This window comes from Pediococcus damnosus (assembly GCF_001437255.1).
GTDB classification, from domain to species: Bacteria; Bacillota; Bacilli; order Lactobacillales; family Lactobacillaceae; genus Pediococcus; species Pediococcus damnosus.
The window spans coordinates 1-11,438 of record NZ_JQBD01000066.1 but is presented as its reverse complement, the minus strand read 5'-3'; the positions used below and the strand labels follow the sequence as shown (position 1 = coordinate 11,438).

Sequence of the window (11,438 nt, the reverse complement as noted above, 5' to 3'; positions counted from 1 at the left end):
ATAAGGCACCTAGGAAAACTTGACACATACAGTCAATGAGAAAAGCTTGCCAAGCGGGCTATTATTTACTATACTAGATTAGGTTTTACTAACAATGAAAATCCATTATATAGAAAAGAGGAGTTTGGAAATGTCAGGACATTCTAAGTGGCACAATATTCAAGGTCGTAAGAACGCTCAGGATTCTAAGCGTGGGAAGATTTTTCAAAGAATTTCGCGTGAAATTTACATGGCAGTCAAAGCTGGGGGTCCTGACCCTTCCGGAAACCCTCAATTACGTTTGATGATGGACAAAGCACGAGCTGCAAACATGCCAAAAGACAATATTAAACGAGCTGTTGATAAAGGTTCAGGTGTTGGTGGCGCAGCTTATGAAGAAATTACGTACGAGGGCTATGGTCCTGGTGGAACAGCCATTATTGTGGAAGCATTGACTGATAATAAGAACCGGACTGCAGCTGCTATTCGCTCTGCATTTACACATCATGGTGGTGCCTTAGGTGCGAGTGGGTCAGTATCATATATGTTTGATCGTAAAGGTTACATTGTTATCTCTCGTGAAGATACAGACACCGATGAAGATACAATGATGATGGATGCATTGGATGCAGGTGCTGATGACATTCAAACTTCTGATGATGCTTTTGAGATTTATACGGATCCCAAATCTTTAGCTCAGGTTAGGGATGCTTTAGAAAAAGCAGGCTATAAGTTAGCGACTGCTGAACTTACGATGATTCCTGAAAATGAAACACCAGTTCCAGAAAACAAAGTTCCCCAATATCAAGGCTTAATCGATGAATTAGAAGATGATGATGATGTTTCTGAAGTTTACGAAGCAGCTGAATTACCTGATGAAGACTAGTTAAATTGAATTCTTAAAATCAAGTTCAATATGAACTTGATTTTTTTTGTACAAAAATAAAAGAATTGCTAGTTTCTACGTATCTTAATTGTGTGGGGGGATAGACATGAAATTAGAGGAATATGTTCAAAAATTTGTGAAAACGTGTATTCAAGAAAGGGCTACGGATTTGTATATGTTGCCTAGGCTGGATGAATATCAAATCATGTACAAACGTTTAAACCATTGCCATATCATTCAAGAAGTTTCGCAACAAGTTGGGGAACAACTCATTGCCTATTTTAAATTTCAGGCGGATATGGCGCTAAGTGAAAGAAGACGACCGCAAACCGGCGCATATTATTGGCAGCAACAAGGGTCCGTTGTGCATCTACGTTTATCATCAGTGGGTGATTTTCTGAATAGGGAATCGATGGTAATTCGTTTTATATATCCAGTTGAGGATGCACACATTCAACATTTAGAGCCTTTTCAGTGGGAAAAGTTGGTTGGTTTAGCTAATAAGCGAGGATTGTTGTTATTTTCCGGGCCGATGGGATCTGGAAAAACAACTTCAATTTATCAATTGGCTAGATATTTGGCTCAAGAGAAAGTTGTAATGACAATTGAAGACCCGGTTGAAATATTTGAGGAAAAATTTTTACAACTGCAGGTTAATACACGGGCTGAGATGACCTATGAACAATTATTAAAAGTTGGATTACGCCATCGTCCGGATGTTTTTATAATCGGTGAAATTCGTGACGATCATACTGCTAACGTTGCAGTAAAAGCAGCATTAAGTGGTCACTTAGTTTTGAGTACGGTCCACGCCCAAAATAGTTTTGGTGTTATTAGGAGATTACAGCAATTCAATATAGATACGGAAATGCTGCAACAGGCTTTAACGGGAATTGCATATCAACGCTTAATTCCTGTGAAAAAAGGAGAGGTAGCAGCACTTTTTGACATTATGGATGGGGAAGAACTGCAGAATGCTTTTCATAAGATGCCCAATCAAAAAATGAACGTAAGATGGGGAGAGTGTCTTGAAAAAGAATATCAAAAACACAATATTTCAGAAAAAACATTGTTGGAATATCAAGAAGGCTAAATTTTCAGTCAAGGTTCAGGCAAGATTTTTTATGTTATTAGCTGATTTATTAGCGGTTGGATTTAGTTTAGGGGAAGCACTGACTTTTATAAAGGTTGTGATTCCTGCAAAAAAACACCAAATCGAGCAAATAATTAGTGGCCTGGAACGTGGAGATTCCTTTTCAAAGGCGATTAAACCGTTTTTGAATGAAGACATTTTCTATCAAATCTTAATTTCAGAAAAACATGGAGATTTGTCCGAAAGCTTGCAATCGTTGGGAATATATTTAACTGCAAAGCAAAAACAACAAACAAAGTTACTTCAATTGCTTGAATATCCGGCTTTGTTATTGATCTTTTTAGGCGCATTGATGGTTGGAATGAAAGCTTACATTTTTCCTGAATTAAATATGTGGAATGCTGCTACACAAGTTCATGCAATAAAAGGATCGACCATTTTTATTTTTCTAGTTTTGGGAATTCTAATTGGTAGTTTAATTGTTTATATGAAGAGGTTTTTAAAAAAGCCAGCCGTGAAACGGGTAGAACTAGTTTGTCATGTGCCAATTGTAGGAAATGTTTATCGAACCTATTGTCACTATTACCTATCTTTAAATTTAGCGATGCTATTAAAAAGCGGATTAGGAATTAAAAGTATCTGTGCGATGTTAGCAAACTTTTCGTCAACCTCGTTGCTTTTTCAGATTGGTACGGCTCTTGAAAAACAGTTAGCAGAAGGTGGAAAAACATCCACATTTGTTAATCGTTATCCATTCATTCCGCAAGAACTGAATGTGTTATTAAATAAAGGCAATACGGGGGAAGCCTTAGGTCGAGAACTTGTGATGTTTTCCAAAATTAAATATCAAAAATTAACGAAACAGATCGAAAGATTAATTGGATTAGTACAGCCACTCATGTTTTTACTGATTGGACTTATTATTGTGTTTATGTATTTAAGTATGTTGTTGCCAATGTATCATTCAATGGAGGGTGTTTATAAATGAAAAAAGAACAACGTTTAAAAAAAGGATTTACTTTGATTGAAATGACCGTGGTCTTATTTATCATTTCGCTTTTGATTTTAATTGTATTGCCAAATATTGCACAACAACGAAATAATGCCAAAAAGATTCATGGTAACGCAATGGTTGAAGTGGTTCAGACACAAGTTGATTTATACGAAAATGAGCATCAAAAATTACCGGCTTCACTTGATGAATTGGAGGAAAAAGGGTATTTAACTGACAAACAACTTGATCAAGCAAAGAAAAATAATATTACGATTAAAGACGATAAAGCAGTTAATTAGCTAGAATCATGAGCAAATCAAAGCATGGGTTCACATTAATAGAATCACTGGTAGTTTTGACTATTGTTTCTTTGCTGTTTTCAACAGGAAACATGGCATTTAAAAGAGTCATTGAACAACAGCATGAGAAGGAATTTTGGGCAACGTTTGATCGTGAATGGAAACGCTATGAACAATTTGCTAATTTAGAAGGAGTTGTTACCTATATTTCTTTTGATAAAGCCAGAAATAAGGTTAGTTTTAGACCTTTAAAGACATTTGATAAGGAAAATTATGAAGTGCAATTACCGAAAACACTTTCTTTATTCAGCAATCAAGAGATTAAAATCGGTAGTGATGGCTATGTCAAGCCCCAGACAATCGCATTTAATTCAAAAATTAATAAATGTACTTATCGGATGACCGTGCAGTTAGGGTGGGGTGTTTATCATATTAAAAGAGAATAAAAATGGTTTTATCTTAAGTGAATCGCTTGTTGCATTGATGCTAATAAGTATTACGTTAGTCCTTGTTCATGATTGTATTCAAAATGAACGACAAGTTGATAAAAAATTGGCAAACCAAGTTTTAATTAGCCGTGAAATGTTGGAAGGAAGTCGCCGGTTTGATGAAAAAAAAGATCAAGAAATGCATATTGGTAGCGATACGCTTAAGTACTCAACGAGGTTATTAGTTTTAGAAGGCACTCAACATCACGTTATAAGGAAAATAGAGTTTGAATAAAAAAGAAGGATTCACACTAATAGAAGTTGCAATTTCGTTAGTCGTTTTGGGAGTGATTTATCAGCTTATTTCGTTTAGTACAAAGTTAACGAATATTTCTTTTTCGCAACAAAGTAATTCAGCAAATTTGCAATTATTAGTTGGTGAATTAGAATCAGAAAAACATGATTTTCGATTTAAGAGTAACAGCAGCACCTATGTTTATTTAGAAAGCAATGCTGAAAATAAAGTTTATAAACTGGAAAAGTATCAAGATGAATTACGTTTTTCTCCTGGATATATTCCGTTAATTGCTCATATTAAGGCGGTTAGTTTTGATTATAAAGAGCCTTTTTTAAAACTAAAAATAGATTTTGATAATGGAGAAACAAAAAAAGAGAATGTATATATTCAAAAAAAATAAATCTGGGTATGTTTTACTGAGTGCAATCGTTTTTTTGACTATTTATAGTGGCTTAGTTTTTCAAATTGAACAAAATCGACAGGCACACATTGCTGATCAGACTAGAATGATTGAAGCAAATGAAGGACGAATGTTATGTAATGTATTGATTTTAAAGAGAAAAACTAATAAGGACCAAAAATCAATTATATCAAGTATTGGAACCGCCAAGATTGAAGATAAAAAAATTGTGGTTCTTTTAAAGAACCATCATTGTTTTAAATTTCAATTGAGGAGTCAACCGCTATAAATGCCAATTTCATTGAATTAATGTTAAACTATTTTAGGAGTTTAAGTTAATAATGAGGTGAAAGATTACGAATAATGATGAAGTTGAACAATTATTTAATATAATTGATGAAAGTACCGAAATTCTAATGAAAGAGCTAGATAGTTCTTATTTGGATGCTTTAATTGAAACTGGTGATAACCTAATTTCTGGTGAGGTTCATATTGAGGATGGTAAGCCTAGCACGAGTGCAAGGCATAATTTAGAGCATTTTTATGAAGAAACAAATATCAAGCAACTCAATGCTGAGGTTGTTCGACAAGCTCTTCAATTGGCTATTCTGAATGCGTCTCAACAGGATCATATTCAGGCAAATCATCAGATGACACCTGATACGATTGGGATGTTATTCGCCTATTTGCTACAAGAATTACTTGCAGATACTAAGACACTGACAGTTCTTGATCCGGCAGTTGGAACTGGAAACCTACTTACTACAATCATGAATGATATTCATCAAAATCACAAGGAAACCAAAATCTCTGGAATTGGAATTGATAATGATGATTCAATGTTGGCAATGGCAGATATTAATTCTAGATTACAGAATTTAGATGTCGACTTGTTTCATCAGGACGCCTTAGATCAGTTAGTATTTAATTCAGCCGATGTTGCGGTTTCTGACTTGCCCGTTGGTTACTATCCAATTGATGTTCGTGTTAAAAAGTATCAAACACATAGTACAGAAGGGCATTCGTACGTTCATCATTTGCTGATTGAACAAGCAATGAATCATGTTGTTGCTAGTGGATTTGGATTATTCTTGGTGCCAACTAATATTTTTCAAACGGACCAAGCAGCTAATTTATTGAACTATTGTAAGAATAACATTTATTTACAAGGCTTCTTGAATTTGCCTAAAGATTTGTTTACTAATGCGAGTTTACAAAAATCAATATTAATCGTGCAAAATTATGGTACACAAGCAAAACAAGCATCAAAGGTATTGTTAGGGGATTTTCCATCCTTTAAGAACCAAAAAGAAATGAAAAAGTTTTTGGATGAAATTAAACAGTGGCACCGCCAAAATTTTTAGTTTAGATTTTACTTAACTCAAAAATTCCTATATGATTAACTGTAATTATGTTGCAAGACATGCACATAAGGTAAGTTTTATGGAGGCAATATGAGTGAAAATAAAAACAAAAATTTATCGCGCGGTTTAAAAAGTAGACATGTTCAACTGATTGCCATTGGTGGAACGATTGGAACTGGTTTATTTTTAGGAGCAGGACAGTCAATTCATTTGGCTGGACCATCGATTCTGCTAGCTTATGCAATTACAGGATTAGTTTGTTTCTGGCTAATGCGAGCATTAGGAGAATTACTTCTTTCTGATTTAAATTCAACTTCGTTTGTAGATTTTGTGGCTAAGTATCTGGGTAAACGAGTTGGTTTTGTGACTGGTTGGACATATTGGATTTGCTGGATATCAATTGCGATGGCAGAAATCACGGCGGCTGGACTATACATGCGTTTTTGTTTTCCCCACTTACCTCAATGGATTCCAGGATTCGTTATTTTGTTAGTACTGGTAACAATAAATTTGATTACTGTGGAGCTTTTTGGTGAAACTGAATTCTGGTTTTCAATAATCAAAATTGCCGCAATTTTGATGTTAATAATAACTGGAATTGTGCTTGTGGCTATTCACTACAAAACTGATGTAGGTTATGCTTCTCTTTCTAACTTGGTTGCATATGGGGGCTTTTTCCCTAGGGGAGCTAAGGGCTTTATTTTATCATTTCAAATGGTCGTTTTTGCTTTTGTTGGTGTTGAAATGGTAGGAATGACAGCTGCTGAAACGCAGAATCCAAAACAGGTTATTCCAGAAGCAATCAATGATATTCCTATGCGAATTGGTCTGTTTTATGTGGGCGCGCTGTTTTGCTTAATGGTTATTTTTCCTTGGAAGTATGTTTCACCGACATCTAGTCCATTTGTGCAAGTTTTTCAAAATGTTGGGATCAAAGGGGCGGCAGCAATTATAAATTTTGTCGTGTTAACTGCGGCGGCTTCCGCCTGCAATAGTGCTTTATTTACTACAGGAAGAATGTTGTTTTCTCTAAATTATGATAATAAGTCAAAATTAGGAAAAAAGCTCGGAACACTTTCACATACTCAAGTACCGGCTAATGCCATTCTGGTTTCGGCTTTGGTAATTGCCTTTGCGGTTCTTTTAAATGCTTTTGTACCAGGAAAAGTGTTTACTTTTATATCTAGTATCGCGACCACTTGTTTTCTGTTTATCTGGAGTACAATTATATTGGCACATTTAAAATATCGTAAACAGTTAAAGAGTGAAGGAAAGCCCTTGGCAAGCTTTAAAATGCCTTGGTATCCATATAGTGATTATTTTGTCCTGATATTTTTGATCTTTGTTGGTTTTGTTTTGGTATTGAAAGTTGACACACTAATTGCGTTAATTGGATCAATATTGTGGTTGTTAATCCTTAACATTATTTATTTTATGAGAAAAAAAAGAAAACAAACAACTAAATAGAATTGATGAAATGAGAAAAGATTTGATCTTTCTCGTTTTTTTTGTTCAAAAAAATGGCTATGGCAATAAAATGTAACCAGATTTTATGGGAATGTTATATACTAGAACGGAGTACATTAAAAACGGGGGATTGTTTTGAATTTTTTTACAGCTGATACACATTTTTTTCATAAAGATTTGTTAGGGGACAATGATTTTGCACCACGTCCTTTTCCCAACGTTGAGACTATGAATCAAACGATTGTCAAAAATTGGAATGCTAGAGTAAAAACTACGGATACAGTTTATCATTTGGGAGATATTGCTTTATATTTTACACATCCAGCAGGCATTTCGAATCAGGCGGTTTATGATGTATTGAAGTCTTTAAATGGGCATCTGGTCTTAATTAAGGGAAATCATGACAGTCGCGCTTTCTTTAAATATTTGAATAATCATAACTTTATGGTAGGTGGAAAACCTAAATTTGAATTTCATGATGTTGGGGTGTTAATCAAATTTAATCATCGTCAGTATTATATGACCCACTATCCAATGATGATGGGGATTGTGAAACAAATCATAAATTTACATGGGCATATTCATCATTATAGTGTCAATATTAAAGAAGATATAAATGTTGGCGTGGATACGCCGGAAACAGATTATCTGGATTATAAGATTCCATTTGGAACCCCGTTTTCGGAAAAGGATATTGAGCAAATGGTTCAAGGAAAGTTTACAGATTTTGCTAAACGGAGTTAAGAAGATTAATTAAGTAATAAATAGAAAAGAGGCGCATACATGACTAATACGCAAAGTAAAGAAAGTGCTGAAAATGAAATCAATCGGCGCCCGGTCATTAATAAAGTTGATGTTTTAGATGATGCTAATATTCTGATAAATGGGCATCAATATCAACTTGTTAGTAATGAACGAGATGCTTTTGATCGTGAACAATTGGCAGAGAGATTTAGTCCAGTTCTGAGCAAGTATGATTATATTGTTGCTGATATTGGTTATGAACAGCTTCGATTAAAGGGCTTTTATAGCGATGGCGATCGAAATGCAAAAGATAATGAGAAACAAAGTGCTATTCAAGATTATTTGTTGGAGTTTTGCAATTTTGGTTGTGCTTATTTCATTTTAAAAAATTTAAGTGTAAATAAGCCGGCTAAAAAACGTAGCTTACGAACCAAGGAAAAAGAAACGGTAAATAAACCCGTTAGCAAAAATAAAAATAAAAATAAACATCCTAATAAGCGTGTTCGTAAATTTAAGCAGAAACCCTTTGTTGAAGAAAAAATTACTAAACAGAAAGCAAAACCAGTCAATCATCGTCAAAATAAAATTACTGAAGTTCATAAACGAGGTAAACGTTCTTTTACAATAAGAGAGACTAAATGAGGAAGAGAAAATGATTTCAGATTATAAAGGATATTTAATTGATTTAGATGGCACTATTTATCGTGGTCGTGATCAGATACCAGCTGCTGCTAGATTTGTTAAACGATTACAAGATACAAAAACTGATTTTTTATTTGTAACGAATAACACAACTAAATTACCAAAGGATGTAGCCAAAAATTTACGTGACAATCATAATATCAATACTACGGCTGATCAGGTGTACACTGCTGGTTTGGCAACAGCTGATTATTTGGATGGCATTGCCGGGAATAAGCGTAAAGTGTACGTTATTGGTGAGCTAGGTCTGAAACAGGCACTTTTAAATAAAAAATTCGAGTTTGATGAAGTGCATCCAGATTGGGTTGTCGTTGGGCTAGATTATGATGTTACCTATCATAAATTTGAATTAGCAACGTTAGCCATAAAAAGAGGGGCTACGTTTATTGGGACTAACGCAGATACAAATTTACCAAATGAACGTGGTTTGGTTCCGGGTGCAGGGGCTTTAATTGGCATGGTTGAGCGTGCAACGCAGCAACGAGCAACTTATGTCGGGAAACCTGAAACTATAATTATGCAAAAAGCAGTAAAACAAATTGGACTACCTAAGGATGATGTTGTGATGGTCGGTGATAATTATATGACGGACATCTCGGCTGGAATCAATTTTGGTATTGATACGTTGCTGGTATACACAGGGGTGTCAACTCCTGAATTTGTAAAAAAACAGGAAATTCAACCCACCCATGAAATCCAGTCGTTTGATGAATGGAAGTAAGCCTATGAGATTGCGAAGGTTTGCACAATGGTGTGCGTTTCATCTGTTTGGAATTTCATTGGCAATCTTTTTAGTGATTAATTGTACGTTCCTTTATAGTTGGACCTTAAAAGGTTATCACGTTTTGGAAATGGTTGATTTAACAAAATCACAGATAATGCATAACTATCATCAACTCATTCAGTATTTAAGTTTTCCCTGGGTGACACATTTAAAAATGACTAATTTTTCAAGCTCAAGTGCCGGATTACAACATTTTTCGGATGTGAAAAATTTATTTATGCTGAATGAGGCTGTTTTAATTATTTCAGGAATTGTATTTTTTTTCTTTATCCGTGAATTAATTAAAACAAAATCTCTTTGGCGACTAATTCGGCCGTTACAAGTTGCAGCGGTAATTCCAATTTTAGTCGGAGTAATGATGAGTATTTCATTTGACCAATTTTTTATTGGTTTTCATGAATTACTGTTTCGAAATAATGATTGGATGTTTGATCCTGCTAAGGATCCAATTATAAATGCGCTGCCAGAAGAATTTTTCTTACAGTGTTTTGTGCTAGTATTTATTTTTATCGAATGTTTTTATTTATTTTTTATTTTAGTTGGACGAAAAGAGTTAAAAAAATAAGCCGACACATTCTGAGGGCTTGCTTTATACCGTGAAAGTTAAAATTTTCGGGGCATAGTTCAATCTCAATTGAATGTTTGGCTTATTTTTGTGCTTTTTTTCGGGTTTTCAAAAATGATATAAGGATCGGAATTAGTGAAATTAGAATAATTCCGATTACAATTGCAGAAAAATGTGCCTTTACAAATGGAAAATTCCCGAAGAAGTAACCAGCACCGCAACACAAAGTGACCCAGGTTGAAGCACCTAATATATCAAAAACGATGAACTTGCGATAACTGAATTTACTACCACCAGCTACGAATGGAGCAAAGGTTCGAATGATTGGCATGTAACGTGCAAAAGTTATGGAAACACTGCCATAGCGATCAAGAAATTCACGTGACTCTTTAAGTCGCTGTTCGGTAATGATTTTACCAAAAAGATGATGCTGGGTTAGTTTATTGCCAAGCCATCGACCAATAAAGAAATTGGTTGAGTCACCTAGGACGGCCGCGAAAAACAGGGAAAAAACGAAAATCCATATATTAAGGCCATAAATACTATTGGCTGAAAGTGCTGCTGCAGCAAACAAAAGTGAATCCCCAGGTAGAAACGGTAAAATGACTGCACCTGTTTCTATGAAGATCAATGCAAATAAGATAAGATAGGTCCAATTACCAAAAGTATTTACAATAGAAACTAAGTGCGTATCAATATGTAGAATGAAATCAATAAGAAATGACACAATATTCCTCCGTGTTAGGCAGTTAAGACTGTTATTTTGAAACACGAGTATTGTATCATACTTAGAGTTTCGCTAAAATAAGGTTTAAGCAATTGTAAGGAGATGTTTTAAAAGTGCTAAAGATCGGGGATGTTATTCAGGGCGTAATCACTGGTGTTAAATCATATGGACTTTTTGTAGAAAATCAGAAAGCTTCTTTTAAAGGCTTGATTCACATATCAGAATGTAGTGACGATTATGTCGATGACTTAAATTCTTTATATAAAGTTGGACAAACCATATCTTGTATGATTGTCGACATCGATCCTGCTAATTCGCATGTTAGTTTGTCAATTAGAACTTTATATCAGGGAACACAGATACACGACCAACCAATGCCAATGTTTGTTCATGCACGGCATAAGTTTTATTGGACCAATGATGAAGATCTAATTGGTTTTCAAAGCGTGGCTGAAAAGTTACCAGGTTGGAAAAGGCAAGCAAGAGAAGACTATCAGATTGATTCGTAAATGAGAAGGTATAAAAAAATCAAATAACCCTTGACCGAGAAATGTATTCTTGGTATTATATTAAATGTTGCTTCAAACGAAAGAGTAAACAACTTTTTAAAAGCAATTGAAAATGTTAGTTGACTTTTATAATTTGAAATGATAAAGTTAGATAGTTGTGTTGAGGCATTTAACGCTTCCAATCGCGACATAGTAGACC

Annotated in this window: 16 protein-coding genes; 15 read left to right on the top strand and 1 reads right to left on the bottom strand. The window is 34.6% G+C overall.

From position 1 onward, the window contains the following. The first annotated feature begins 130 nt into the window (after positions 1-130). From IV84_RS08000 to IV84_RS07935, 14 genes are all read left to right on the top strand, one after another. A complete protein-coding gene (locus IV84_RS08000) occupies positions 131-865 on the top strand; it encodes a YebC/PmpR family DNA-binding transcriptional regulator (protein WP_056986374.1) in 735 nt (244 codons plus the stop codon). A 106-nt stretch (positions 866-971) separates the two neighbouring features. Then, positions 972-1,958, top strand: a complete 987-nt coding sequence (gene comGA / locus IV84_RS07995; protein WP_046872473.1) for a competence type IV pilus ATPase ComGA — start codon at positions 972-974, stop codon at positions 1,956-1,958. Further along, on the top strand, positions 1,894-2,946 hold the full coding sequence (gene comGB / locus IV84_RS07990; RefSeq protein ID WP_056986373.1) for a competence type IV pilus assembly protein ComGB: 1,053 nt from the start codon (positions 1,894-1,896) through the stop codon (positions 2,944-2,946). Before comGA ends, comGB begins: the two co-directional genes overlap by 65 nt. Beyond that, positions 2,943-3,251, top strand: coding sequence for a competence type IV pilus major pilin ComGC (gene comGC, locus IV84_RS07985; RefSeq protein ID WP_046872474.1), 309 nt, complete (start codon positions 2,943-2,945; stop codon positions 3,249-3,251). The genes comGB and comGC overlap by 4 nt, the downstream gene beginning before the upstream one ends. 8 nt (positions 3,252-3,259) lie before the next feature. Beyond that, positions 3,260-3,697, top strand: coding sequence for a competence type IV pilus minor pilin ComGD (gene comGD / locus IV84_RS07980; protein ID WP_056986372.1), 438 nt, complete (start codon positions 3,260-3,262; stop codon positions 3,695-3,697). Next, positions 3,672-3,974 (top strand): hypothetical protein, encoded by a 303-nt coding sequence (locus tag IV84_RS07975; RefSeq protein WP_046872476.1) that lies wholly within the window; start codon positions 3,672-3,674, stop codon positions 3,972-3,974. Before comGD ends, IV84_RS07975 begins: the two co-directional genes overlap by 26 nt. Then, positions 3,967-4,377 (top strand): competence type IV pilus minor pilin ComGF, encoded by a 411-nt coding sequence (locus IV84_RS07970; protein ID WP_046872477.1) that lies wholly within the window; start codon positions 3,967-3,969, stop codon positions 4,375-4,377. Before IV84_RS07975 ends, IV84_RS07970 begins: the two co-directional genes overlap by 8 nt. After that, positions 4,355-4,666: a hypothetical protein gene (locus IV84_RS07965; protein ID WP_046872478.1), complete on the top strand. Its 312-nt coding sequence runs from the start codon at positions 4,355-4,357 to the stop codon at positions 4,664-4,666. Before IV84_RS07970 ends, IV84_RS07965 begins: the two co-directional genes overlap by 23 nt. Before the next feature lie 64 nt (positions 4,667-4,730). After that, entirely contained in the window at positions 4,731-5,741 is a 1,011-nt protein-coding gene (locus IV84_RS07960) for a class I SAM-dependent methyltransferase (RefSeq protein WP_331244716.1), read from the top strand. A 90-nt stretch (positions 5,742-5,831) separates the two neighbouring features. Further along, a complete protein-coding gene (locus tag IV84_RS07955; RefSeq protein ID WP_056986371.1) occupies positions 5,832-7,208 on the top strand; it encodes an amino acid permease in 1,377 nt (458 codons plus the stop codon). 135 nt (positions 7,209-7,343) lie between these two features. Next, positions 7,344-7,952 (top strand): metallophosphoesterase family protein, encoded by a 609-nt coding sequence (locus tag IV84_RS07950; RefSeq protein ID WP_046872481.1) that lies wholly within the window; start codon positions 7,344-7,346, stop codon positions 7,950-7,952. A gap of 39 nt (positions 7,953-7,991) precedes the next feature. Next, positions 7,992-8,594 carry a YutD family protein gene (locus IV84_RS07945; protein WP_046872482.1) on the top strand — a complete coding sequence of 201 codons (603 nt, stop codon included), beginning with the start codon at positions 7,992-7,994 and terminating at the stop codon, positions 8,592-8,594. Between the two features lie 10 nt (positions 8,595-8,604). Continuing rightward, positions 8,605-9,375: a TIGR01457 family HAD-type hydrolase gene (locus IV84_RS07940; protein ID WP_046872483.1), complete on the top strand. Its 771-nt coding sequence runs from the start codon at positions 8,605-8,607 to the stop codon at positions 9,373-9,375. 4 nt (positions 9,376-9,379) lie between these two features. Then, positions 9,380-10,003, top strand: coding sequence for a TIGR01906 family membrane protein (locus IV84_RS07935; RefSeq protein WP_046872484.1), 624 nt, complete (start codon positions 9,380-9,382; stop codon positions 10,001-10,003). Between the two features lie 82 nt (positions 10,004-10,085). Here IV84_RS07935 and IV84_RS07930 read toward each other — a convergent pair whose 3' ends face one another. Then, on the bottom strand, positions 10,086-10,730 hold the full coding sequence (locus tag IV84_RS07930; protein ID WP_046872485.1) for a VTT domain-containing protein: 645 nt from the start codon (positions 10,728-10,730) through the stop codon (positions 10,086-10,088). 113 nt (positions 10,731-10,843) lie between these two features. Here IV84_RS07930 and IV84_RS07925 point away from each other — a divergent pair, with 113 nt between their 5' ends. Then, complete coding sequence (locus tag IV84_RS07925) at positions 10,844-11,239, top strand: S1 RNA-binding domain-containing protein (protein WP_046872486.1); 396 nt, start codon at positions 10,844-10,846, stop codon at positions 11,237-11,239. Positions 11,240-11,438: the final 199 nt, after the last annotated feature.